This window comes from Klebsiella sp. RC2 (assembly GCF_014192815.1).
Taxonomy (GTDB): Bacteria; Pseudomonadota; Gammaproteobacteria; order Enterobacterales; family Enterobacteriaceae; genus Klebsiella; species Klebsiella variicola.
In genome coordinates, this window is record NZ_JACHYL010000003.1 from 700,491 (window position 1) to 724,142 (window position 23,652).

A 23,652-nucleotide genomic window follows, 5' to 3' on the forward strand; every position below is an offset into this window, starting at 1 on the left:
TCAGGGCAACGCCAGCCGGTCTTGATGGTCCGCAAAGAGGGTGATGAGATGGTCGGCGATAACCCGCACGCGTCTGGACCCGGCCAGGTCGGAATGCATCACTAACCATAACGTCTGATCCGCGCCGATCTCCGGCTGCAGGCACTGCAGCCCGTTGGCCCGCGCCATAAAGTGCGGCAGGACGCCCAGCCCAAGCCCCGCTGATACCGCGGAAACCTGGGCCACGAGCGTATTGGCTTCGACTTTACACGGTCGCCCTCGCAGGGTGCGCGTGATCCATTGGGCGGCCGGCAGGTGCTGGTGAGTCTCCGGCCACCCCACAAAGTCCGCCTCGCTCAGCGACAGGCCGTCCGCGCCGGCCAGATAGCTGGCGGCGCCATAGACGCCAAACCCCACCGTCCCCAGCCGCTTTAAGGTCAAATGCCCGGCGTCAGGCTTGACCATGCGGATCGCCAGATCGGCATCCCGACGATGCAGGTTCACCGGCTGCACGCCGCTCAGCACCTCCACCCGCAGGTCAGGATAGTGGTCCAGGAGCCCTTTCAGGGAGGGCAGAATAAAATGCGTGGCCAGGTTGTCCGAGGTAGCCAGGCGGACAACCCCGGCGACATGCCCCTGCAGTTGCGCCGCCTCGCCGAACGCCAGGCCTGCGTATTCCAGCGCCTCCGCCCGCGCGAGCAGGGCTTCGCCATCGTCGGTCAGGCGATAGCCGCTCTGATGGCGGCTAAAAAGCGGGACTTTCAGCGACTGTTCCAGCCGATCCAGCCTGCGGGACACCGTGGCAATCCCCATGTTCATCTTGTCGGCGGCGCCGCTTAGCGTTCCCGCCCGGGCGATGGCGAGGAAGATGCGCGCATCATCCCAGTTAAACTCTGCCGTCATCTCTTTTCCATTTATGGAAAACGGTTCTCCGTTTTCTGCTCTTTTTTATCATTTTCGCAGGGATGATACTGCACGCCACTCGCGGAGACAAACAGGCTATCCGATCGCCGGTTCTCTCCTCACCTGAACGTCCGTGCACCATGCGCGACTTCCCTCTTCTTAGGATACGCCTGACATGAAAGAGATTGCTTTACCCCTTAACCCAACCCCGGCTCGCGTCTGGATAGCCGTCATTGCGCTCGGGATCTGCGCCTTTTCGATCGTCACCAGCGAACTGGCGCCGGTGGGCATGCTCAGCGCCCTGGCGGCGGATTTTCACCAGACGGAATCCGGTATGGGGCTTGCCGTCACCGCCTACGGCTGGGTGGGCGCCCTGGCGGCCCTGCTTTCCGGCGCGATGCCGGCGCGTATTTCACGCAAGGCGCTGCTGGTCGGGCTGATGCTGACCCTGGCGCTTTCCTGCCTCGCCGCGACCCGGTCTTATTCCATGTTCGCCCTGATGAGCGCCCGCATGATTGGCGCCCTGGCGCATGGCGCCTTCTGGGCCTTAATTGGCATCGTCGCCGCGCAGCTGGTCCCGCCGCACCGGCTGGGGCTGGCTACGGCAATCATTTTTGGCGGCGTGTCGGCGGCAAGCGTAGTGGGGGTACCGCTGGCGAGCTTTATCGCCACCCTGGCGGGCTGGCGACACGCGTTTTTGGCGGTGGCCCTGTTGTCACTGGCCGCAGCGGCAGTGCTATGCTCGACGCTGCCTGCGCTGGCCGCGTCCACCCCCGTCAGGCTGGGTGTTTATCGCGATATCTTCCGTAATCCGCTGCTCTGCGGCCTGTATGGCGCCACGGCCTGCATCATTACCGCTCACTTTGCCGCCTTCACCTACGTTGAACCGCTGCTGATAACACTGCAGGGAGTACCGGCGACCGCCCTCTCCGGCCTGCTGCTGTTGTCAGGGGTTTCCGGGCTGGTGGGTAACGTTATCGCGGGTAAGCTTATCGACCGTCATCTGAAGGAGCTGATTTTTGCTTCACTGCTGCTGAGCGGGGGCGCGCTGGCGCTCCTCGGCACCGGACGGCTTGCGCCCCTGCCTTTCTGTTTTAGCGGGCTGCTGTTAGCCCTGTGGGGCGCCGGTATCGCGATCGTGTTCGTCGGCTTACAGACCTGGCTGCTGCGCAGCGCAGGCGCGGTCGCCCAGCCGGCGTCAGCCATTTACGTGGCTATTTTTAATGCCGCCATCGGCACCGGGGCGCTTGTCGGCGGCCAGCTGATCGCCACTGCGGGCTTGTCAGGCATGGTGTGGCTGGCGGCGGGGATCATGGCGTGTAGTACGCTGCTGATCGCCCTGCTGAAAACGCCCTCAGCCGGCTAAAGGCTACCCTGCAAAACCGCGTTTTCACGATCCAGGGTGAAGACCTGCCATGCGACCCGGGTCGCGCTCAGGGTAAAAATGGCCGTCGCCAGCGTATTTTCGTCATCCGGATCTTCCGCAGACAGCCGGTAAATCGGTAACAGCGGATCCTGCTGGTCGGAGAGCATCGCTTTCGCTGTTACCCCATCCAGCGACGGGTTCGTCGCCAGCCACGCGTCCAGGCGCTGCTGGCGTGAGCCGGAACTCCCGGTCACGATCTGTTCAATGGTCGCAAGCTGGGGATGGATCAGATGGTTGGCATGCCCAAAGGTGGCGGTCAGCTGGCGCACTGAGCTGCCGGAGCCGGTAGCTTCCACGCTAAACAGACGGCTATCGCCCATTTGACCCAGCGTGTGGTGAAACGCGCCCGCGCGCGGTGTCGCGGTCAGCAGGGTAATGGCCTCATCTAACGTGGTGGCATTCAGCGATGCGCGGGCCAGTATCTGGCGCGGCATCCCCTCCGGACGATGCACAGCACGAATATTGTTGACCGTATTGACTATCCCTTTCTCATTCACCGCGAAGGTGTGCCCGCACAGGGAGCCGGGGTAGGCGAAGCTGGTGAAGGCGAGGCCCACATCCGGTGTCACGTGGACGATGGCGCAGTCACCGCGCAGCTGCGGGAAACCGTCTTCGTTGTGCGCAATAATTAACTCGCCCTCAGCGCTTTTCCCCGCCAGGGTAGTGCAGCCATCCGACGTCGAACGCACCAGATCGCCGCGACAGTTCCAGGCAAACACCTCATCCACCGGCGCCTGCAGCCCCTCCGCCATGCCCTCCAGCTCCTGCCAGATCAGCGGAAACTGAGCCTGGACGGTTGCGCGCATGCGCTGGGTTTGCTCCGCCGTTTTCAGGGCGGTTACGGTTTGCCACAGCGCTGTTTGCCTGATTTTAGTATGCCAGGCCTCACGACCAAACGCGCCAAGCTGCTGACCGACCGCATAGGCGGAACCACGGATTGCGATTGTTTTCATATTGTCATCATTCACTTATGTTCAGGATACGTGTTGCAAAAACTCTTGCAGACGCGGATTGCTGCTGGCAGTGAGCAGCACCTCAGGTGAACCATCTTCGGCAATGGTGCCGCCATCAATAAAGATCAACCGGGAAGCCACCTCTCTGGCAAAGCCAATCTCATGGGTCACAATCACCATCGTCATGCCCTCTTCGGCCAGCGAGCGCATGACCTTTAACACCTCATGCCGCAGTTCGGGATCGAGAGCGGATGTTGGCTCATCAAATAACATCATTTTGGGTTTTACCGCCAGGGCACGAGCTATCGCCACGCGTTGCTGCTGCCCCCCCGAGAGCTCTGCCGGATAGTGGTTGGCGCGTTCGCGCAGACCCACGCGGTCCAGCAACGCCAGCGCCTGCTCCCGCGCCGCGGCCTTACTCTGCTTACGCACGCGAACCGGACCGAACATGACATTCTCAAGGGCGGTCAGATGCGGGAACAAATGAAACTGTTGAAACACCATACCGGCTTCGCGGCGAATATCACACTCATTCGCGTGCGGATCCGTAATATGCATGCCCGCCACCAGCAGCGTTCCCGAAGAGATCTCCTCCAGCTTGTTAATGCAGCGCAACAGGGTCGATTTTCCCGAGCCGGACGGGCCAATGATCACCACCACCTCGCCCGCTTCAATCTTTAAATTGATATCGTGCAGCACCTGAGTGGCGCCGAAGTTTTTCGCTACCGCGCTAAATTCAACCATGCTCATAAAATATGGATCCTTTTCTCAAGTTGTTTCAGCAGGAAGCTCAGGCACAATGTCAAAAACAGATAAATCATCGCCACCGCCGTCCACACCTCCAGCGCCCGAAAGTTACCGGCAATAATCTCTTGTCCCTGGCGGGTTAATTCTGCCACGCCAATCACAATAAAGAGCGAGGTATCTTTTATACTGATAATCCACTGATTGCCTAATGCCGGGATCATTCGCCGAAAAGCCAGCGGCATAATGACATGTAATAAGGTGCTGCGTGGCGATAACCCCATCGCCAGGCTGGCTTCTTTAAAACCTTTATTGATCGACAGAATCGCGCCCCGGGTGATCTCCGCTATATAAGCGCCGGAGTTAATCACAATGGTAATAATTGCGGCAGGAACCGGGTCAATACGCACTGGCAACACCATCGGCAGGGCGAAGTAGATAAACATCACCTGCACCATGATCGGCGTTCCACGGATTAATTCCACAAACACCAGCGATACCGTTTTTGATATTGTTCCGCCTAATGCGCGGCAGGTTCCCGCCAGCAAGCCAATGATTAACCCACCTAACAAACCGGACAAAGAGATAATCAGCGTCAGCTGCAAGCCCTGCATCAGCAGCGGTAAAGCATCCCAAATATAGCGACTGTCAAAATTCATCATTCTACCCGTCAAGAAGAAATGAGGTCGGATCGCTCCGACCTGGCAGGGTTATTTCGGCTGTTTAGCAAACCACTTAACGTAAATCTTGTCGTAGGTGCCATCGGCACGCAGGGCCTGCAGAGCCTGGTTCACTTTTGGCGTCAGGCTGCTGTTTTTCTGCATCGCAAAGCCATATTGCTGTGGCAGAATGCTGTCCGTCTCCCCGGTGGATTTGACCTTGCCATTACCCGCCGTCTTCACGTAGTAAAGGACATTTGGCGAATCGTGAACGACGGCATCGAGATTGCCGGCCTGAAGGTCAAGGTAGGCGTTATCGATATTCGGAAACTCGATATAATTCGCTTTATATTTGCTTTTCATAAAGCTGGCCGCCGCCGTCCCCTGCTTAAGGCCAACTTTTTTCCCGGTCAAATCACTGAATTTGGCAATGGAATTATCAGTACTTTTCACGGCTATTAACAGGTCGGCATTATAATACCCATCACTGAAATCCACGACCTGTTTACGCGCATCGGTAATGGTTATGCCGGCCATCGCCACGTCCAGATTACGCGACTGCAGTCCGGGGATGAGGCCGCCGAAATCCATCGGCCTTAATTCGTAGCTGATATGCATTTTCTTTGCGATAGCGTCCCACAAATCGATATCAAAGCCGACATATTTATCACCTTGTTTAAATTCAAAAGGGACAAAAGCGGTATCCACGCCCACTGTTATTTTGTCCTGGGCTGCTGTCACAAAACTGGCAGAACAAATAACCAAAGCCAGCGTCAGTTTTAATTTATTAAATAGTCCAGTCATAATTACCCTCAGCGTCAATGAAATGGCATGCAATGAATATCAGCCTGCGATATATATCGCCGGAAGAACCAATAACAACACTTGATATGCAGGGCGCATTATTATGCGCCCGAATGAAAAGGCTAACTTATTCAGAAAATAGAGAGTCGGTGGTATCCGGTACGGGCGTCTGGGCGCTGTTCATCACCATGGAGAGAAAACTGTAATAACCGTTTATCCCAATCAGATCCACCACGCCCTTCTCACCCCATAAATCAACGGCTTGTTGCCAGGTGCTATCACTCACCTTTTGCTGCTGATGCAGTTGCTGACAGAAGTCATAGATCACCTGCTCATCGGGCCGGAGATCGTCTGGCGGGCGCCGTTGCTTAATCGCCCGCACCGCCGCGGCAGAGATGCCCTTCTCACGTGCTATTGGCGCATGGATCGCCCACTCTACCGGCTGTGACCAGTGCCGTGCTGTCAGCAAAATCGCCAGTTCAGAAAGACGCTGACCCAGCGCGCTGCGATAACGTAAATACTCCCCCATACGCTGGGCATGCGCCATCAGCTCGGGACTACGCAGCAGCGGCTCAAAAGGCGGCAGTAAGGCGCCGCGCGGCCCATTGATGATCTCTTCCGCTAACTGACGTTGCCGCTCGTCCCATTCCTGTTCCGCCAGGGGCGGTAAACGATTGATCATAATTTTCCCGTCTCTTCGCGGATCACGCTGTTCAGCGTATCGACCACAAAGTCGATCTGCGCCGGGGTGATGATAAACGGCGGCGCGATCAGGATGTGATCGCCATACTGACCATCGATCGTGCCGCCCATGGGGTAGACCATCAACCCACGCGCCATACAATTTGCTTTGATCGCAGCATGCAGCTTCAGGGCAGGATCGAACGGGGTTTTGTTGTCTTTATCGCGCACCAGCTCGACGCCGGCAAACAGGCCGCGTCCGCGCGTATCGCCGACATGCGGTAACTCACCCAACACCTCGCGCAGGGCCTGTTGCAGATAGGCGCCCTGCTGTTTGACGGCAGCCAGTAAATTATCGCGCGCAATCACCTGCTGCACCGCCAGCGCTGCCGACGCGGCGGTAGCATGACAAATGTAAGTGTGGCCATGCTGGAACAACCCGCTGCCCGCCTTCAGCGCGGAAACAATGGTCTCACTCGCCAGTACCGCCCCAATCGGCTGATAACCCCCGCCGAGTCCCTTGGCGATGGTTACTAAATCAGGCACCACGTCCTCTTGTTCAAACGCGTGCAGCGTCCCGGTACGCCCCATACCGCACATCACCTCATCGGCGATATAGAGGATGCCGTATTTATCGCACAGGCGGCGCACCCCCTTCAGATAGCCCGGCGTCGGCGGCGTGGCCCCCGTCGTCGCCCCCACCACCGTTTCCGCACAGAAACCGATAATCGTTTCCGGGCCGGCCTCAAGAATGGCTTGCTCCAGCTCATTAAGCAGACGTTCGGTATACTGTTGCTGGGTCTCGTCAGCCCGGCGATCGCGGTACTCATTGCAGGCTGAGACGCGGATAACATCCATTAATAAGGGGGCAAACTGGCGACGGCGCCATTCGTTACCGCCCACCGCCAGCGCGCCCAGCGTATTGCCGTGATAGCTCTGTTTACGGGCGATAAATCGGGTGCGCGATGGCTGGCCGATCTCCACAAAGTACTGCCGCGCCATCTTCAGCGCCGTCTCTATTGCTTCGGATCCGCCCGAGACAAAGTAGGCATAGTTAAGCTCGCCGGGCGCCGTGCGGGTGAGATGTTCGGCCAGCTGTTCCACGACATCACTGGTAAAAAAACTGGTATGCGCATAGGCCAGCTGATCGATCTGGCGGTGCATCGCCGCCAGCACATCAGGGTGTGCGTGTCCGAGGCAGGAAACCGCCGCCCCGCCGCAGGCATCAAGATACGGCTTTCCCTGGGCATCAAAGATATAGGCCCCCTGGGCACGTGAGGCCACGATCGGCGTGCTACGCAGGCTGCGGTGAATGACATGACTCATACTGGGTTCTGCTCCTGAATCCGCTACATTAATTGAGCGTATCTTGCAGGATCCATTTGGATCACGTCAACGAAATAAAGATATAAATGCATCCATAATTCTTATACCAGATACATTTGAATCATTTATCAGGATTTACCGGGGATCACATAGACGCCAGAATCGATAAGATAGCGCTCGGCACTTTCAATTTTACTCACCGCCTCCCGGCCGTGGCGCACCACCAGCATCGCCAGTAAACACTCCGCCAGCCCCATGCCCGAGACCACGGAAGGGAAAAATGACGGACTGTCGATGGAAAACAGCAGCGTGCAGTCTGCCGCCTGCGCTAAGGGGGAAACCGGCGAGTCGGTAATGGCGAGGATCTTCGCCCCTGCCTGTCGGGCTGCCCGTAAAACATCCAGTGATTCGCGTGAATAGGGCGCAAAACTGGTGAGTAAGACGCAATCCCGGTTGGTCAGTTCGCGGGTGAAAACTTCGATATTGCTGGCCAGGCCATCGATTAACGATACCTGCCGGTTGAACAGTCGATAGACATAAAACAGCGACCACGCGATTGGAAAGCTGGCGCGGAATCCGCAGATATAGACATTCTCCGCGCTATCGAGCAAGGTCACCGCCTGCTCCATCTCCTGCGCATTTTCGTTTTGCGTAAAGGTCAGATTCGCCTGATGCGCCTGAAAAACCTCTTTATACAGCTGCGTTTGCGTGCCGCGGGCCATCATTTTTTCCGCTTTTGATACGTACGTATCATTGCGCAGCCCCAGGTCGTCAATGAAATCGCTTTTCAGCTCGCTCCAGCCGCGGTAACCCAGCCGCTGCGCCAGACGCAGCAGCGTCGCCGGTTTTACCCCGGCTTCCGCCGCGAAGGCACGCATCGATAACACCACCAGTTGGCTGGCATTTTGCAGTGAGAACTCGGCGGCGCGTTGCAGCTCGGGCGACAACCCGCCGAATTCATTAATGATTTTTTCCCTGAGATTCATGGCAGCTACTTACTGGTTTTAAGTGAAAGCTATCTAATCATATTTGAGATCAAGACTCTATAGGTGGCTAACGACCCCGCGGGTCACATCCGTTCCCCCTTCTCATTGCTGGCGTGCTTTACTTCAAATATGGCGCAAGAGGAATGTCACTGGCGGGTGGGAAAAGGTATGCTCTTATCAGGGGGCGTTGCACATCAAAGCCCTGTTCACTGCTGGAAATCTCACCATGGCACGCAACCGCACTTTTTCTCTCAATCTCCGTTGGCGAGCGCTGCTCAAAGACGCAGGGATGGAGCCTGAACATCTCCTCCGCCAGGCCGGTTTGCCGGACGACACCTTTTCAGACATCAATCGCGGTCTGACTACCGATGAGTATCTGCGTTTCTGGCGCGTGCTGGAAAAAGAAAGCGACGATCAGGCCTTTCCTTTGCCCTTTGTAGAAAGGGTCTCTGCGGAAGTGTTTGATCCCCCGCTGTTCGCCGCCTTGTGTAGTACCCACATGATGCAGGCGGTCCAGCGGCTGGCCAAGTATAAACTGCTTATTGCCCCCATGGTGCTGGAGACGACGGTCGTGCAGAACGGCACGCTGACAGTGTCTCCGCGCTGGCTGGGAGCAACAGAAATCCCTGCCTCTCTGGAAGTGGCAGAGCTGGCATTTTTACTTCGTCTGAACCGACTGGCCACCCGCGAACCGGTTCAGGCCGTGAAAGTAACGCTCTCACAGCCCCTCACCCGCCAGCAGACCCACCACTTTTCAGCCTTCTTCGGCACGACCATACAGCGTGGAAAGCGGGCGACCATCAGCTTTGCCGCCGCTGATGCCCTGCGCCCCTTTTTGACGGTGAACGAGGGTATGTGGCAGGTCTTTGAGCCGGAGCTGCAGCGTCGTCTCAGCCAGCTTAGCGATCAGGCCTCAACGGCTGAACGTGTTCATGCAGTCCTGCTGGAGCTTCTGCCGGGCAACGACGCCTCTATCGACAATACGGCGCAACGTCTGGGAATGAGCAAACGCACCCTGCAGCGCAGGCTGAAGCAGGAGGGAGAGAATTATCGCGCCCTTGTTCACGCTTGTCGCGAAGCGCTGGCTCGCCACTATCTTCTCAATACCACGCTTTCCGGTTATGAGATCGCCTTTCTGCTCGGTTTTGAAGATCCGAATTCCTTCTATCGGGCTTTTATGGCGTGGACCGGCCAGACGCCAGAAACCCTCAGAGACATGATGCGCCTCAACTAAGCGCGCGTCATGGCGCGCTTTGCCAGTATTGTGGCGCACCGTGCCAGCGACACCGCGCCTGACAGCAGGCACACTCAGCGCAGTCTACTTGCCGAGGTGCTTATGTTTATTCAGGAAAAGAAAACCGCGCTGGTCACCGGCGCATCGTCAGGGATGGGGAAAGCCATTGCCCGTCGTCTTATCCAGGAGGGTTACCAGGTTTACGTTGCTGCCCGGCAGCTCGGGAAAATGGACGATCTGGCTTCGCTAGGGGCCCAATGCCTGCAGATGGATCTCTCACGACAGGACGATCGGCTGGCGGTCGTGAACACCATTCTGTCTCAGACCGGAGGGGTCGATGTACTGGTCAATAATGCCGGTTTTGGCCTGTATGGCCCGGTCGAAGAGATCGGTATCGATGAGGCTCGCTACCAGTTTGAGGTCAATCTCTTCGGCGCGGCGCATCTCACGCAACTACTGCTTCCCGCAATGCGCGCCCGCCGTCGCGGATATATTGTCAATATCTCTTCCATGGGCGGGAAGATGTATAGCGTCCTCGGCGCATGGTACCACGCCACCAAACATGCACTTGAGGGGTGGTCAGACTGCCTGCGGCTGGAAGTTGCCGACTTCGGCATCAAGGTGGTTATCATCGAACCTGGAGTGATTGAAACCGGCTTCGGCGATGCGGCCAGTGAAAGTATTGTCAAACGTTCGGCCACAGGACCGTATGGTCAGTTGGTAAAAGGGGTCGCCCTGTCGATCCAAAAAACGTACGGCCATGGCACCGGCAGCGACCCGCAGACGATCGCCGAGGTGGTCCTGGTTGCGGTGAAGGCCTCAAATCCACGCCCCCGTTATGCCGTCGGTAAGTATGCCAAGCTGCTTATCCGGATGCGTGTCTGGCTGGGCGACCGTCTTTTCGATCGTATTATCCTCAGCCAGATGCGCTGAGGTCATGTTCTGCTCACCTTCGCCTCGCGCTGGAGGGGGATGACTCTCCCAGCCAGTCGATAAAAAACGCCATAAACGCCGACACCTGTGGCGGCTGCAGCTTTCGCTGGGGAAAGACAAACTGCAGCCCAACCTCCTTGCGGTCTAAGGGGCTGAATCCGGTGAAGCGCTCGGCAAATAGCACCTGAAGCCGTCCCTCCTCGACATCCCTCTTCACATCCCACCATGATTTACCGGCGATCCCCGCCCCGCTGAGCGCCCACTGCCGCAGCAGTGCCCCATCGTCGCAGACCATCGCCGGCGTCACCCGCACCACGCGCTCCTTTCCCGCCTCCTCGAAGCGCCATTCATTCATCACCACACCGTGCCGCTCCAGCGCCAGGCAGCGGTGATGGTGCAACTCGTCGAGGGCGGCAGGCGTTCCGTGAGTGGCAAGATAAGCCTCCGAAGCCACCAGCACCCGGTGGTTGGGGCGGATATGGCGGATCGCCAAACTACTGTCTGGCAGGTTACCGACGCGAATGCTCATATCCAGCCGGTTGGCGACCAGATCCTCCACGCGCTCACCTAAGAACACGGAAAACGTGACCTCCGGGTGACGGCGGGAAAAGTCGACGATGGCCGGGCTAAGATACTGTCGGCCAAAGTCGGAGGGGGCGGAAAGACGAATATTGCCGCTCAGCACCCCTTCCTTTTGCGTCAGCAACGATTCGGCGTGACGGGCCTCCTCCAGTACGCGCCGCGCGGCATGATAAAAATCTTCCCCCGCCCTGGTCAGGGTGATCGCGCGCGTGGAACGATGGAACAGGCGGGTCTGGTAGCGCTCCTCCATCGCCTTCAGACGGGCCGTCATGGTGGCCGGTGAGAGCGATAACCGTCTGCCAGCGGCGGAGAGTCCCCCCGCCTCGGCGACAGCCACCAGCAGCGCCATATCTTCCAGCTTGCCCATTTTTCGTATTTCCTGAAAAGTGAATCTGATTTTAGCCTAATTATCAAAATCAGATCCCGACTGTAAAGTGATTTTCATTCCACTCGCAAGGGACACCCGTATGAACAGCCTCTCACTTTTCGATCGTTACCGCATCGGCACGCTGCCGTTGAAAAACCGCATCGTCATGGCTCCCATGACCCGGGCGCGCGCCCTGCAGCCCGGAAATATCCCCTCCGCGCTGATGGCAGAATATTACCGCCAGCGCGCCAGCGCCGGATTGATCGTCACGGAGGCGACGCAAATATCTCCTGAGGGACAGGGATACTCCTGGACGCCTGGCCTGCATTCCGCTGAGCAGATTGCCGGCTGGCAGCTGACGACCGGGGCCGTTCACCATGCTGGCGGCGTTATTTTTTCTCAGCTCTGGCACGTGGGCCGGATGTCGCACGCTCGTTTTCATGCGGATGGGCACCCCGTGGCCCCGTCGGCGCTGGCGCCGGACGCCCAGGTCTGGGTGGTGGATGAGCAAGGCCGGGGCCAGATGGTGGACTGCCCACCGCCGCGGGCGCTCTCCCGATCGGATATTCAGCGTATTGTCGCCGATTACCGTCAGGCGGCGCGCAATGCGATAGCGGCGGGGTTTGACGGCGTGGAAGTGCACGGCGGCAATGGCTATCTGATCGACCAGTTCCTGCGGCGTACCGCCAACCAGCGTACTGATGAGTACGGCGGTAGCCTGAGCAACCGGATCCGTTTTGCCCAGGAGGTGCTGACCGCCATCGGCGACGTCATTGGCCGCGAGCGGACGGGCATCCGCCTTTCCCCCTTCATTACCCAGCGCGGGATGAACGACCCGCAGGTGATCGACGCCATCCTTGCCCTGGCGGCCTGGTGCGAACAGCAGGGTATCGCCTTTATCCACCTGGCGGAGGCGGACTGGGACGATGCGCCAGCCGTTCCCCAGCACTTTCGTGACACGCTGCGCGCGACCTTCAGCGGCACCCTGATCGTGGCCGGCAATTACGATCAGCAAAAGGCGGAACGTATCCTCACCGCCGGTTTCGCCGACCTGGTGGCTTTCGGCCGGCCGTTTATTGCTAATCCTGACCTGCCGCAGCGGCTTCAGCACCGCTGGCCGCTGGCGACCGTCAGCGATCCCGCCACGCTGTTTGGCGGGACAGAGGTGGGCTATACCGACTATCCCTTCTATACGGAGCATAAAGAGTGAAAATGACCCGCAAAATGTTACCTGCCAGCCGTAGTTTCGCTGTTGTCTGTACGCAGGCCAGACGCGGCATCACGCTGCGGCGCTGCGCCACCGCGCTGCTGCTTGCCGGGATATCCGGCTCCGCGTTTTCAGCCCCGCAGGGTTTGCTGAAGCCAGCCCAGCTCATCGTTGACAGCGGCCTTCCCCCTGCCACACGCGCCGCCAATGAATATGTCGCCAGGCAATACGCCACGTTCTGGAATACCGGTGATGAAGCGCTGGCCCGGGCGGCGCTGGCGGGGAATTTTATCGATAAAACGCCCCCGGAAGGGCGCCGACAAGGGCCGGAAGGCGCGATCCTCGCCTCCAGAGCGTTTCGTCAGGCGGTGCCGGATTTACGTTGTGATGTCGAACAAATGATTGTGGCCGGTGACCGGGTGGTCTCACACTTACATTTTCATGGCCACTTTACCGGGACCTTCGGCACCCGGAAGGGTAAGGGACAAAATATCGATTTTATCGCCACCGATATCTATCAGATCAGCGGCGGTAAAATTGCCGCCAACTGGCATATTGAAGATAACCTGACGCTGATGAAACAGCTGGGCGCGCAATAAGCTGCCCACCCGAGCGGTGAGTAAGCGATCGCCATAACCACGAGCCCCCCGGTATCCGCCGGGGCGGCTCGCCTGGCGACAGACTGTGCTTAGATTTGCGCCATGCCACCGTCGACATAGATCTCTGCGGCGTTAATAAAGCTCGACTCGTCAGACGCTAAAAATACCACCGCCCTGCCAATCTCCTCCGGCTCGCCCAGCCGCCCGAGCGGTACGCTGGCGGCCAGGGCGTCGAACAAGCCCTGACGGTCCGCCTCCGCAACCAGTCCTCCCAGACCCGGGGTACGCACCGGCCCCGGGCTGACGACATTGATGCGGATCCCGCGATCGTTCACCTCCAGCGCCCAGGAGCGCGCCAGGCTGCGTACCGCCGCTTTACTGGCGCTATAGATGCTGAAGTTCGCCGTCCCTTTGACCGCCGCCGTAGAGCCGGTCAAAATCACCGAGGCGCCGTCGGTGAGCAGCGGCAGCGCTTTCTGGACGGTGAACACCACCCCGCGCACGTTGGTGGCGAATATCCGCTCGATGTGCGCTTCGGTGATGGCGCTGAGTGGCAGCATATCCCCGCCGCCAGCATTGGCGAACAGCACATCCAGGCGGCCGGACTCGTCGGCAATGGTCGCAAATACCGCGTCAAGGTCGCTTAACACGGCGGCGTCGGCGCGGATCCCGCGGGCGGCGGGCCCGATGAATCTTACCGCCGCATCCAGCTCCTCCTGTCGGCGGCCGGTGATATACACCTTCGCGCCCTGCTCCGCCAGCGCTTTCGCCGACGCCAGGCCAATCCCGGTGCTGCCGCCGGTCACTAACGCCACTTTATCCGCAAGTTTTTTGCTCATGGTGCATTTCCTTGGTTAGAGTATAAACAGGCCAGGCTCGCGAAAGCGCCCCGCCGGGTATGGAAAGCACTGTAATCGCCTCAGAGAGGCGGAAAAATGGCCTAATCTGAAAAACACTTTTCCCCTCCGTGGATAATGGACGCCCACTAACCAGGATACTGCGAATAATGGACCGATTTTCAGCCCTCAAAGCCTTCACCCGCGTTGTCGAAGCCGGCAGCTTTACCCGCGCCGCGGACTCGCTGGATATGCCCAACGCCACGCTCAGCAAAACCATCAAGCAACTGGAAGCGCACCTGGGGGTTTCCCTCCTGCAGCGCACCACCCGGCGTATTACCGTGACGCCGGAAGGACGGGAGTACTATGAAAAAGCTCGCTGCCTGCTGGAAGACCTGGAAGAGATCGACGCCTCCTTCAATACCGCCCACAATAAGCCGAAGGGCCATCTACGGATCGCCATCGGTGGGTCGACCGCGTGCGATGTGCTGATCCCGCTGCTGGCGGAATTTATGACCGCCTGGCCGGATATCCGTATTGATTTGCAGGTGGCCGATAAACCCGCGGACCTCATCAGCGGCAATATTGACTGCGCCATCCGCGGCGGGCCGATGGAAGACTCGACGCTGATCGCCCGTAAAATCGGCGAGGCGACGCTGGTCACCTGCGCCACCCCTGGCTATCTTCAACGCTGCGGCACGCCCGCCTCGCCGGATGAACTCCATCATGGCCACCAGCTCATCAGCTATCTGTCGCCGGCCAGCGGCAGAGCGTTTCCGTTTCGCTTTACGCGTCACGGCGTCAGTACCGAGCTCAAGACAGAGCCCCATCTCGGCATCAATGAGAGCAACGCGCATATTGCCGCCGGCGAGGCGGGCTTAGGCATTGTGCAGACCTTTACCTATTCGCTAAAACCCGCGCTGGCAAGCGGCAAGCTGGTGGAGATCCTCAGCGCCTGGCGCCCGGCCCCCTATCCCTTTCACGTCGTCTATGCCCGGCACCGGCACGTGCCGCCCCGGCTCCGCGTCTTTATTGAATGGCTGGCGGCGGTTTTTCCGGCTGCGGTGCAGGGATAAAGCGCGTTATCTGACGCAGCGCCGAGGGTGGTCCACAATTGAACGCACTGATCGCTATTTTTCCTTTTTACGACCGTCCGAAAAACACCAATGATTAAATCTACGATTTGATGTTTCTACACAAAATATAAACGAAGATTTAAATTGATATGAATGGGTTGACAATAACATTGGCTATGGGTAGATTTCATGGGCCTAAGTTGTGGCCTTTCCTAATCTGACATAAGAGACTAATGGATACTGAATTTAGTAGCGGTCCGAATATGGCCTTAACGGTTATTCGGACAAGTAAACATAAAATCGATTGTGATCACTTCTTCGTTTTGGTGTGTCTCGCCGGAGCCTGATGCTCTCGTGTTGTCCCACCTCGACCAGAGTTTTCACGGTCCCGAGGTGTGTTATGAACTTCAAATTTACCCTTTTTCCTGGTGTCAAAACCATGACATCAACGCTGCGTGTCCGGCCGCCCCGCGATCGGGTGTCGTCTGCGCGCAAAAAACAGCAAAGCTCTATATTCTCTTCGAAAATCAGCGAGTTGAATCAACGCATTACTAACTGGCGCGTCAGTCCTGTCACCGGCCAGCTGGAGCGTCGTTGCCGCTTCTCTGATGGCGAAGACCCACAAAGTCGCCCCTTCGTCGCCTGATTCAGCCGTTACGCCGTAGGCCGTGTCTGCGCGCTATGCCGCAGCCCGTTTTCGTGCGTCACGCTGAGTTAAGTCACTGCTGGTACCTGTTTATTCACTGATGTATTCATACTTGTACATCGGCAGGAATAATCACGTCCAAATAAAACAAAATATAAACTTCACGCCTGTTTATTTTTTTAATAATAAACAGCGGGAAGCCCTGTGCGAAATTAATTAAAACCGATCGCTGATGCGACATCGGGCTATTTTCGGCCGCCCTTAATCCGGGTCTTACCGTAAAAAGCCTGCTGCCGTCCGGCGACAGGAGCAGCACTATGACTGTACAAATCAAGAACCGAAATAAAAAAAGCACGCTGTCTATGCGTGCCGCCCAGGAAGCCCAAAACGGTATCGCAGAAACCCTGGTCAACCTCAACACTACCCGGGAAGGGCTGCAGGAAGCCCAGGCAAATGCCCGGCTGGAGCGGGATGGCCTGAACGAAGTGACTCATGACAAGCCGCCGCATGCGCTGATCCAGCTGCTGATGGCGTTTAACAACCCGTTTATTTATGTGCTCGCCATTCTCGCCGGGATCAGCTTCTTCACCGACTACTGGCTGCCCACCAGCCATGGCGAAGACGGCGACCTGACGACGGTGATAATCATCGGCACCATGGTTGCCCTCAGCGGACTGGTGCGCTTCTGGCAGGAACACCGCTCGGCTAAATCGGCCGAAGCGCTGAAAGCGATGGTTCGCACCACCGCGACGGTCGTTCGTCGCGAACACGCCGGGCAAAAAGGAACGCCACGTGAAATCCCGATGCGCGAGCTGGTGGTGGGCGATATCGTGCAGCTCTATGCGGGCGACATGATCCCGGCCGACGTCCGTTTGATCGAATCACGCGACCTGTTTATCAGTCAGGCCGTCCTGACCGGCGAAGCGCTGCCGATTGAGAAGTACGACACCCTTGGCGACGTGGCGCAGAAATCCGCGCACGACAAGGCGGTTGACAACGAAAATCTGTTGGATATGCCAAACATCTGCTTCATGGGGACCAACGTTGTCAGCGGCACCGCTCAGGCGGTCGTGGTGGCGACCGGGCCAAGGACCTACTTTGGCTCACTGGCAAAAGCGATTGTCGGCACCCGGGCGCAAACGGCGTTTGACCGCGGGGTGAACAGCGTCAGCTGGCTGTTGATCCGCTTTATGCTAGTGATGGTGCCGGTGGTGTTCCTGATTAACGGCCTGATGAAGGGCGAATGGTGGGATGCCCTGCTGTTTGCTCTGGCCGTCGCCGTAGGCCTGACGCCAGAAATGCTGCCAATGATCGTCAGCGCCAACCTCGCCAAGGGCGCGGTGGCCATGGCGAAGCGTAAAGTCGTGGTTAAGCGCCTTAACGCGATTCAGAACCTGGGCGCGATGGACGTGCTGTGCACCGACAAAACCGGCACCCTGACGCAGGATAAGATCATCCTTGAGCACCACGTCGACACGCACGGTCAGAAAAATCAGTCCGTGCTGGCGCTGGCCTGGCTCAACAGCCACTATCAAAGCGGCATCAAAAACCTGATGGACCAGGCGGTCATTTACTTCTCTGAAAATGAGTCGGGCTTTGTGCAACCTCAGGGGTACAGCAAAGTCGATGAGATGCCGTTCGACTTCGTGCGCCGTCGCCTGTCGATTGTGGTGAAAGACAGCCAGAGCAATCATCTGCTGGTGTGCAAAGGCGCCGTGGAGGAGATGCTGAGCATCGCCACCCACATGGAAGAGAATGGCAAGGTTATCCCCCTCGACGATCAGCGCCGTGACGCCATGCTGGCGATGGCGAACGACTACAACAAAGACGGCTTCCGCGTTCTGGTGGTCGCTACGCGCGACATTCCGAAAGCCGAAGCAAAAAGACTGTACAGCACCGCTGATGAGCACGATCTGATTATCCGCGGCTTCCTCACCTTCCTCGATCCACCTAAGGAGAGCGCGGGTCCGGCGATTGCTGCCCTGATGGATATTGGCGTCGCAGTCAAAGTGCTGACCGGCGATAACGCGATTGTCACTACGCGGATTTGCCGCCAGGTGGGACTGGATCCAGGCGAACCGGTACTCGGCCCGCAGATTGAGGCGTTGAGCGACACGGCCCTGCAGCAGTTGGTGGAAGAGCGCACGGTGTTCGCCAAGCTAACGCCGCTGCAGAAATCACGCGTGCTGAAGGCGCTGCAGGCCAACGGTCATACGGTGGGCTTTCTTGGTGACGGCATTAACGATGCCCCTGCTCTGCGCGATGCCGACGTGGGTATCTCGGTCGACAGTGGCACCGATATCGCCAAGGAATCGGCCGACATCATCTTGCTGGAAAAGAGCCTGATGGTGCTGGAAGAAGGCGTCATCAAAGGCCGCGAGACCTTTGGCAACATTATGAAGTACCTGAACATGACCGCCAGCTCCAACTTTGGCAACGTGTTCTCGGTACTGGTGGCCAGCGCGTTCATTCCGTTCCTGCCGATGCTCGCGATCCAGTTGCTGCTGCAAAACCTGATGTACGACATCTCCCAGCTCGCGCTGCCGTGGGACAAAACGGACAAAGAGTTCCTGAGCAAACCGCGCAAGTGGGATGCAAGAAACATCGGCCGCTTTATGGTCTGGATTGGCCCGACCTCGTCCATTTTTGACATGACGACCTTTGCGCTGATGTGGTTTGTGTTCAGCGCCAACAGCGAACACATGCAGACCCTGTTCCAGTCCGGCTGGTTCGTTGAAGGCCTGCTGTCGCAGACGCTGGTGGTGCACATGCTGCGTACCCAGAAAATTCCGTTCATTCAGAGCACCGCCGCCTGGCCGGTACTGATGATGACCGGTCTGATTATGGCTATTGGAATTTACGTGCCGTTCTCTCCGCTCGGGCCGTTGGTTGGGCTGCAGGCGCTGCCGTGGCAGTACTTCCCGTGGCTGGTCGGCACCCTGCTCGCCTACTGCTGCGTGGCGCAGGGCATGAAAACGTTCTACATCCGTCGCTTCAGGCAGTGGCACTAATTCTGCGTTAAAGACGGTGATTCACGTGCCGCTTCGGCGGCACCTTTCAGGCAGGCCACACGGGCTGGAAGCATTATGGAAAAGCGACATTCCCTCATTTTCCTGATTAAAAATAAGTCCATCGCGTTGATTGTCTTATTTTTAATGAAAATAACCCGCACCCTTCGCGTCCGTGCCCTGGCATGGTACGCCGGAGGGAAGATTAACTATCAACACACTAAAGCATTACTGAACCTCGCCAGCGCCATACATCGTTTTTCGATCAGGTTACTGCGTTTTATTTCACTACCCGCCCTGTAGAGGGGGAATTCATAATGTCCGGAACCACTCTGTTAATTCACCTGGCTGGCGCCATCGCATTGCTGCTCTGGGGCAGCCATATGATTTCAACGGCGCTGCAGCGCGGCTTCGGCACGCCGCTGCGCAACTGGATGGGACGCCACCTCACTAACCGCTGGACCGCCCTGCTCTCCGGCATTGGCATTACCGGCATTCTGCAAAGCAGCACGGCGGTCAGTATGATGGCGACGTCATTTACCGCCGCAGGTACGCTAAGCCTTGCCCCCGCGCTTGCGGTGATGCTCGGCGCCAACATCGGCTCCACGCTGGTGGTCCAGCTGATGAGCTTTAACATGGAAATCGCCATTCCGCTGCTTCTGCTGGCCGGGTTTGTGGTTTTCAAGCTACGCGACCATTCCAGCTTTGAAAGCGTGGGCTGCGCCCTGATTGGCCTCGGCCTGATGCTGCTGGCGCTGCATTTACTGGGCGGCACGCTGCAGGACATTGAGGTCACGCCGGTGTTTCATGCCGTGATGCAGGGGCTACAGGGCGATATTTTCATTGCCCTGCTGGTGGCGGCGCTCCTGACGCTCCTGTGCCACTCCAGCGTGGCGATGATTTTGCTGATCGCCTCCCTCGCCGGTACCGGCACGCTGACCCCGGCTACGGCCCTGGTGCTGGTGCTTGGCGCCAACATCGGCGGCGCGTTACCGCCGGTGTTAAACGCCGGGTCCGCGGTGGCCCGCCGCCTGCCGGTTGGCAACCTGATGGTCCGCCTGTCCGGCTGCGTGCTGGCGTTACTGCTTCTGCCGTTGCTGATGGCGATCGCCCGTAAATCCGGGCTGAACACGCCGCAGCTGGTGGTGTGGTTTCATACCGCCTTTAGCGTGGTGCTCGCGCTGCTGTTTATCGGCCTGAACGTGCCAATGGCTCGCTTCCTGGAGCGACTGTTTCCGGAAGAAGAGCGCGTAGGCGACCCGGGTATGCCGATGTATCTCGACGATGCGGGTCTGGAAGTGGCTTATATCGGCCTGTCCAATTCGGTTCGCGAATCGCTGCGCGCCGCCGACATGCTAACCATCATGCTGGACCGACTGCTGGTGCTGTTTGTGACCCAGGAAAAACAGGCTGCCGATGACATCCGCCAGCTGGAGCAGTCGGTCGATCTGCTGAGCGCGGCAGTTCGCGCCTACCTCGCCGACATTGGTCAGGACGGGCTGAATGATGCAGATGCCGATCGTGCCCAGGAAATCCTGATGTTCATCATCAATGTTGAGCACGCGGGCGACATTCTCTCCAGCAATCTGACCCAGCTGGCCACGCGCCGCGCACGCCGGGGAGAACATTTTAACGACTTTGAATTACACCATATTCGCCTGCTGCATGCGGAGCTCCTCACCAGCCTGAACTTAGGAATAGCGGCATTCCTGCGTGAAGACTTGTCTGCTGCCCACCAGCTGGTGCAGCGCAAAGAAACCATCCGCCAGCTGGAGGCCTCCGCCAGCCGCGAGCACTTCAAAAAACTGCGGGAGGACAAGAATGCCTGGGCGGAATCCGGCGACATTTTCCAGCGGGTGCTACGGGACTACCGCCGCGTGCATCACCATATCGCCGCCGTCGCCTACCCGGTCATTGACCGCCTGGGCGATACCTCGCTGCGGTTTATTGAAACGCCGCCGGATGTTTAAAAAACAATAACCGCCAGCGCGCGGACGAGATCCTTTTCAAGGCAAGCAACGTTAAGGTACAAAAAATGCGAGTGTTAATCTGCTCGGGTCGGTTTTATGCCGACACCCATACCATCACCCATGTGCTGGATCTCTATGCCCGTACACAGATAATTAACGTGTTGATTCACGGAGGGCACCAGGCGCTGGGCGGCGCGATAGAAAACTGGGCGCGCGGGATCGACGTTCACGTGATCCGCTACCCGGCAAACTGGGCGCTGCACGGAAAATATGCGGAGACAAGGCGCAATTTGTTTATGCTGGAAGATAGCCGCCCTGACGTACTGCTGGCATTTCCTGGCGGAGAAGATACGGCGGAGTGCATAAAGATGGCGAAACACAGAGGGATCCGCGTCATCGACGTCGTTTAACCTGAGTGGGTGAAGTTCGGTGACCATGGCCACAGGCTGGCGTCCGCTGAAGGGGTATTGAATGACGGCCTTGACGATTAACCAGCAATGGTCAATATAGAGAACCTTACTCGTCTAAGTGTAAGCTGAGCGCAGAGAGGAGAGTCAGGCGGGGGTCCCGGCCCCCAATTGTCCGGGAACAATATGGGCAATACCGCTCAGCATACCCTCAGGCTTCCGTTGGTCCACGGGATGAGATTTCACGTCCACTCCCCTTATTCGTGCGGTATCGAAACCAGGAACAGCCGGACAACGACACCCGCCATACCTTACCTGGAGCGAAAAAATGACCTCATCCATTGCCATCGTCGGAGCAGGACTCGGCGGCCTCATGCTCGCACGTGTTTTACATGTTCACGGCATTTCCTCTGTGGTCTACGAAGCTGAAGCCTCTCCCGAGGCCCGCCCACAAGGTGGCTTGCTGGATATCCACGATCATAATGGCCAGTGGGCGCTGATAGCGGCAGGCCTGTACGATGCCTTCCGGGCCCTTATTCTTCCTGGTGGTCAATCCACGCGCGTACTCGATAAAGAGGGCAACGTATTGTTCGAGCAGTTCGATGATGGTTTGGGCGGCCGACCAGAAGTCTCTCGCGGCGCGCTTCGCACGCTGCTGCTGGAGTCGCTTCCTGCGGACACCGTGCAATGGGGCCGTAAAGTGGCAGATATCGTCCCCCATGATGACGGCACGCATAGTTTGTACTTTACGGATGGCGCCACCACCAGGGTCTCCCTGGTGGTGGGCGCAGATGGTGCCTGGTCGCGTGTCCGCGCTCTGGTCACCGATGCTGTCCCTGCCTATGCGGGATTTTCGTATGTCGAGCGCTGGCTTAGTCACGTTGATACTGATCATCTGGCTTGCGCGCAAGCAGTAGGCCGCGGCTCATTTTTTGCGCTCTCGCCGGGCAAGGGTATCATGGCGCACCGGGAGCCTGGCGGCGTGATCCACGTTTACATTGCTCTGTGCCAACCCCAGGCCTGGTTCGCTGACGTGACGTCCGCTAATGCACAGGTTGACGTGCAACGCATAGTCGATGAATTCGATGGCTGGGCACATCCACTGCAAACATTGATTACGGAGGGTGATGGTGAGCCCGTATTGCGCCCTATTCACTTTTTACCTCCCGGACTTCGATGGCCGCGAACAGCAGGCGTAACGCTGTTGGGTGACGCCGCGCATCTTGTGCTGCCCTTCGGCGAAGGCGCTAATCTCGCATTAGAGGATGGCGCTGAGCTGGGACTCGCGATTGCGGCCAATGCAGATAATCCTGAAGCCGCGCTGTCCGCTTATGAAGAACAGATGTTTATCCGCGTCGAAAGTGCGGCCAACGACGCGCAGGCAATGGCAGGCATTCTCTTTGGGGACGAGACACCCGGCGCGTTGTTGCATTTTTTTAACCAGTATAAAACAGGATCCTGATCCCCGACGCTGCGGTGATTCTTGCGCCATGAACAAATCACCCTCCCGCCATCGGGAGGTCAATGTTCAGTAATGTCCGGAGAATAACGCTCCGGATATAAAATCATTAAAACGCTGTCGCAATAGCTGAAATCTGGAACGAGTTATTTTAATAACCCCTTCATGATCAAAGACAGACCGAACTCAAAACAGGTATCGGGATGCTGGTGGGTAAGCGCATCGATACGACTGATTTCTGTTGAGGGTGTAGACAATCTTTCATCATCATGTCTGTCTGTACGAGACTGCTCCTCTAATACGCATCCCAGGGTATATTCGCTAATAGTGAGTAATATCATTGCGGCTTCGGCCTCAGAAAAGCCGGCCCGCATAAGGTAAGCCACCTTTGGGTAGAACGTTTCCCCTCCTACCCGCGCCGGTGTTGTCCCCGCATGGAGCAGTGCGCCATCCCGATGAGCGAGAAGCGCGCGGCGGAAACTGCGCGCGTTATTTGCCAGCCAGTCTGCCCACTCGGCCGTGTCTTCAGCCAGCGGAAGCGAATGGTGCCTGGCCAAAACAGTTGCGGCCATCTCTTCCAGTAAGCTGGCCTTGTTCCTGAAATGCCAGTACAGCGTTGCGGATTCTACCCCCAGCTTTTGCGCCAGCTTTCGCGTCGTTATCGCTTCCAGCCCGACTTCATCTAAGAGTGCTAATGCAGCATTAATGACCTGATCCCGCTGAATTTTAGCCATGGTGTTCATCCTGTTGTTAATGCATCCAACCGAGCCCGTGGTAGATGAAAAGAGATCTTCTCCTGACCAGGAGCCTACCGGCGCCATTGATGAAAATAAATCTATCATTGATAGAAAAATTGATCAATGATAG

Annotated in this window: 23 protein-coding genes; 12 read left to right on the forward strand and 11 right to left on the reverse strand. The window is 57.8% G+C overall.

The features are described from left to right. Entirely contained in the window at positions 1-882 is an 882-nt protein-coding gene (locus FHW76_RS12940; RefSeq protein ID WP_032739609.1) for a LysR family transcriptional regulator, read from the reverse strand. A 175-nt stretch (positions 883-1,057) separates the two neighbouring features. Here FHW76_RS12940 and FHW76_RS12945 point away from each other — a divergent pair, with 175 nt between their 5' ends. Continuing rightward, entirely contained in the window at positions 1,058-2,248 is a 1,191-nt protein-coding gene (locus tag FHW76_RS12945; RefSeq protein WP_109956230.1) for an MFS transporter, read from the forward strand. Here the strand turns inward: FHW76_RS12945 and FHW76_RS12950 are convergent. The 7 genes from FHW76_RS12950 to FHW76_RS12980 form a co-directional block, all read right to left on the reverse strand. After that, a complete protein-coding gene (locus tag FHW76_RS12950; protein WP_109956229.1) occupies positions 2,245-3,261 on the reverse strand; it encodes a C45 family peptidase in 1,017 nt (338 codons plus the stop codon). The genes FHW76_RS12945 and FHW76_RS12950 overlap by 4 nt on opposite strands. 21 nt (positions 3,262-3,282) lie before the next feature. After that, entirely contained in the window at positions 3,283-4,005 is a 723-nt protein-coding gene (glnQ, locus tag FHW76_RS12955; protein WP_012542105.1) for a glutamine ABC transporter ATP-binding protein GlnQ, read from the reverse strand. A 2-nt stretch (positions 4,006-4,007) separates the two neighbouring features. Beyond that, on the reverse strand, positions 4,008-4,664 hold the full coding sequence (gene glnP, locus FHW76_RS12960; RefSeq protein WP_012542106.1) for a glutamine ABC transporter permease GlnP: 657 nt from the start codon (positions 4,662-4,664) through the stop codon (positions 4,008-4,010). Between the two features lie 51 nt (positions 4,665-4,715). Next, positions 4,716-5,468, reverse strand: coding sequence for a glutamine ABC transporter substrate-binding protein GlnH (gene glnH / locus FHW76_RS12965; RefSeq protein WP_008807644.1), 753 nt, complete (start codon positions 5,466-5,468; stop codon positions 4,716-4,718). A gap of 127 nt (positions 5,469-5,595) precedes the next feature. After that, entirely contained in the window at positions 5,596-6,150 is a 555-nt protein-coding gene (locus tag FHW76_RS12970) for a carboxymuconolactone decarboxylase family protein (RefSeq protein ID WP_012968484.1), read from the reverse strand. Further along, positions 6,147-7,475 (reverse strand): aspartate aminotransferase family protein, encoded by a 1,329-nt coding sequence (locus tag FHW76_RS12975; protein WP_012968485.1) that lies wholly within the window; start codon positions 7,473-7,475, stop codon positions 6,147-6,149. Before FHW76_RS12975 ends, FHW76_RS12970 begins: the two co-directional genes overlap by 4 nt. A gap of 128 nt (positions 7,476-7,603) precedes the next feature. Further along, positions 7,604-8,461, reverse strand: coding sequence for a MurR/RpiR family transcriptional regulator (locus FHW76_RS12980; RefSeq protein ID WP_008807647.1), 858 nt, complete (start codon positions 8,459-8,461; stop codon positions 7,604-7,606). A 226-nt stretch (positions 8,462-8,687) separates the two neighbouring features. On the opposite strand from FHW76_RS12980, the gene FHW76_RS12985 reads away from it, so the two are divergent. Both FHW76_RS12985 and FHW76_RS12990 read left to right on the forward strand, forming a co-directional pair. Then, positions 8,688-9,695: an AraC family transcriptional regulator gene (locus FHW76_RS12985; RefSeq protein WP_012968486.1), complete on the forward strand. Its 1,008-nt coding sequence runs from the start codon at positions 8,688-8,690 to the stop codon at positions 9,693-9,695. Positions 9,696-9,797: 102 nt separating this feature from the next. Beyond that, a complete protein-coding gene (locus FHW76_RS12990; RefSeq protein WP_012968487.1) occupies positions 9,798-10,628 on the forward strand; it encodes an oxidoreductase in 831 nt (276 codons plus the stop codon). Between the two features lie 13 nt (positions 10,629-10,641). Here FHW76_RS12990 and FHW76_RS12995 read toward each other — a convergent pair whose 3' ends face one another. Next, positions 10,642-11,577, reverse strand: a complete 936-nt coding sequence (locus FHW76_RS12995; RefSeq protein WP_012968488.1) for a LysR family transcriptional regulator — start codon at positions 11,575-11,577, stop codon at positions 10,642-10,644. A gap of 100 nt (positions 11,578-11,677) precedes the next feature. Between FHW76_RS12995 and FHW76_RS13000 the strand changes: the two genes are divergently transcribed. Continuing rightward, positions 11,678-12,787, forward strand: a complete 1,110-nt coding sequence (locus FHW76_RS13000) for an alkene reductase (RefSeq protein WP_012968489.1) — start codon at positions 11,678-11,680, stop codon at positions 12,785-12,787. A gap of 2 nt (positions 12,788-12,789) precedes the next feature. Further along, a complete protein-coding gene (locus tag FHW76_RS13005) occupies positions 12,790-13,383 on the forward strand; it encodes an ester cyclase (protein ID WP_012968490.1) in 594 nt (197 codons plus the stop codon). Between the two features lie 89 nt (positions 13,384-13,472). Here the strand turns inward: FHW76_RS13005 and FHW76_RS13010 are convergent, their stop codons facing one another. Further along, entirely contained in the window at positions 13,473-14,222 is a 750-nt protein-coding gene (locus tag FHW76_RS13010; protein WP_012968491.1) for an SDR family oxidoreductase, read from the reverse strand. A 167-nt stretch (positions 14,223-14,389) separates the two neighbouring features. On the opposite strand from FHW76_RS13010, the gene FHW76_RS13015 reads away from it, so the two are divergent. From FHW76_RS13015 to FHW76_RS13045, 7 genes are all read left to right on the forward strand, one after another. Next, positions 14,390-15,295 (forward strand): LysR family transcriptional regulator, encoded by a 906-nt coding sequence (locus tag FHW76_RS13015; protein WP_155011863.1) that lies wholly within the window; start codon positions 14,390-14,392, stop codon positions 15,293-15,295. A 400-nt stretch (positions 15,296-15,695) separates the two neighbouring features. Further along, the gene (locus FHW76_RS13020; protein ID WP_012968493.1) at positions 15,696-15,941 is read left to right on the forward strand and encodes a hypothetical protein; all 246 of its coding nucleotides are present in this window, start codon (positions 15,696-15,698) and stop codon (positions 15,939-15,941) included. Between the two features lie 317 nt (positions 15,942-16,258). Next, on the forward strand, positions 16,259-18,952 hold the full coding sequence (gene mgtA, locus FHW76_RS13025; RefSeq protein WP_012968494.1) for a magnesium-translocating P-type ATPase: 2,694 nt from the start codon (positions 16,259-16,261) through the stop codon (positions 18,950-18,952). Positions 18,953-19,027: 75 nt separating this feature from the next. After that, positions 19,028-19,252, forward strand: a complete 225-nt coding sequence (locus FHW76_RS13030; protein WP_012968495.1) for a hypothetical protein — start codon at positions 19,028-19,030, stop codon at positions 19,250-19,252. A 14-nt stretch (positions 19,253-19,266) separates the two neighbouring features. Then, positions 19,267-20,919, forward strand: a complete 1,653-nt coding sequence (locus tag FHW76_RS13035; protein WP_072122599.1) for a Na/Pi cotransporter family protein — start codon at positions 19,267-19,269, stop codon at positions 20,917-20,919. A 65-nt stretch (positions 20,920-20,984) separates the two neighbouring features. Further along, positions 20,985-21,329, forward strand: a complete 345-nt coding sequence (locus FHW76_RS13040; RefSeq protein ID WP_060619130.1) for an SLOG family protein — start codon at positions 20,985-20,987, stop codon at positions 21,327-21,329. 325 nt (positions 21,330-21,654) lie between these two features. Continuing rightward, on the forward strand, positions 21,655-22,788 hold the full coding sequence (locus FHW76_RS13045; protein WP_183476755.1) for an NAD(P)/FAD-dependent oxidoreductase: 1,134 nt from the start codon (positions 21,655-21,657) through the stop codon (positions 22,786-22,788). Positions 22,789-22,931: 143 nt separating this feature from the next. Here the strand turns inward: FHW76_RS13045 and FHW76_RS13050 are convergent, their stop codons facing one another. Continuing rightward, complete coding sequence (locus FHW76_RS13050; RefSeq protein ID WP_012542120.1) at positions 22,932-23,519, reverse strand: TetR/AcrR family transcriptional regulator C-terminal domain-containing protein; 588 nt, start codon at positions 23,517-23,519, stop codon at positions 22,932-22,934. Positions 23,520-23,652 lie beyond the last annotated feature (133 nt).

Bases quoted from the DNA above. Each gene is read 5' to 3' on its own strand.
- glnP (WP_012542106.1), bottom strand. From the start codon at position 4,664: ATGAATTTTGACAGTCGCTATATTTGGGATGCTTTACCGCTGCTGATG.
- glnQ (WP_012542105.1), bottom strand. From the start codon at position 4,005: ATGGTTGAATTTAGCGCGGTAGCGAAAAACTTCGGCGCCACTCAGGTG.
- FHW76_RS13000 (WP_012968489.1), top strand. From the start codon at position 11,678: ATGAACAGCCTCTCACTTTTCGATCGTTACCGCATCGGCACGCTGCCG.
- FHW76_RS13035 (WP_072122599.1), top strand. From the start codon at position 19,267: ATGTCCGGAACCACTCTGTTAATTCACCTGGCTGGCGCCATCGCATTG.
- FHW76_RS12970 (WP_012968484.1), bottom strand. From the start codon at position 6,150: ATGATCAATCGTTTACCGCCCCTGGCGGAACAGGAATGGGACGAGCGG.
- FHW76_RS12980 (WP_008807647.1), bottom strand. From the start codon at position 8,461: ATGAATCTCAGGGAAAAAATCATTAATGAATTCGGCGGGTTGTCGCCC.
- FHW76_RS13045 (WP_183476755.1), top strand. From the start codon at position 21,655: ATGACCTCATCCATTGCCATCGTCGGAGCAGGACTCGGCGGCCTCATG.
- FHW76_RS12985 (WP_012968486.1), top strand. From the start codon at position 8,688: ATGGCACGCAACCGCACTTTTTCTCTCAATCTCCGTTGGCGAGCGCTG.
- FHW76_RS13020 (WP_012968493.1), top strand. From the start codon at position 15,696: ATGAACTTCAAATTTACCCTTTTTCCTGGTGTCAAAACCATGACATCA.
- FHW76_RS12975 (WP_012968485.1), bottom strand. From the start codon at position 7,475: ATGAGTCATGTCATTCACCGCAGCCTGCGTAGCACGCCGATCGTGGCC.
- FHW76_RS12950 (WP_109956229.1), bottom strand. From the start codon at position 3,261: ATGAAAACAATCGCAATCCGTGGTTCCGCCTATGCGGTCGGTCAGCAG.
- FHW76_RS13050 (WP_012542120.1), bottom strand. From the start codon at position 23,519: ATGGCTAAAATTCAGCGGGATCAGGTCATTAATGCTGCATTAGCACTC.
- FHW76_RS13010 (WP_012968491.1), bottom strand. From the start codon at position 14,222: ATGAGCAAAAAACTTGCGGATAAAGTGGCGTTAGTGACCGGCGGCAGC.
- FHW76_RS12990 (WP_012968487.1), top strand. From the start codon at position 9,798: ATGTTTATTCAGGAAAAGAAAACCGCGCTGGTCACCGGCGCATCGTCA.
- FHW76_RS13015 (WP_155011863.1), top strand. From the start codon at position 14,390: ATGGACCGATTTTCAGCCCTCAAAGCCTTCACCCGCGTTGTCGAAGCC.
- FHW76_RS13030 (WP_012968495.1), top strand. From the start codon at position 19,028: ATGGAAAAGCGACATTCCCTCATTTTCCTGATTAAAAATAAGTCCATC.
- glnH (WP_008807644.1), bottom strand. From the start codon at position 5,468: ATGACTGGACTATTTAATAAATTAAAACTGACGCTGGCTTTGGTTATT.
- FHW76_RS13040 (WP_060619130.1), top strand. From the start codon at position 20,985: ATGCGAGTGTTAATCTGCTCGGGTCGGTTTTATGCCGACACCCATACC.
- FHW76_RS12945 (WP_109956230.1), top strand. From the start codon at position 1,058: ATGAAAGAGATTGCTTTACCCCTTAACCCAACCCCGGCTCGCGTCTGG.
- FHW76_RS12940 (WP_032739609.1), bottom strand. From the start codon at position 882: ATGACGGCAGAGTTTAACTGGGATGATGCGCGCATCTTCCTCGCCATC.
- FHW76_RS13005 (WP_012968490.1), top strand. From the start codon at position 12,790: ATGACCCGCAAAATGTTACCTGCCAGCCGTAGTTTCGCTGTTGTCTGT.
- FHW76_RS12995 (WP_012968488.1), bottom strand. From the start codon at position 11,577: ATGGGCAAGCTGGAAGATATGGCGCTGCTGGTGGCTGTCGCCGAGGCG.
- mgtA (WP_012968494.1), top strand. From the start codon at position 16,259: ATGACTGTACAAATCAAGAACCGAAATAAAAAAAGCACGCTGTCTATG.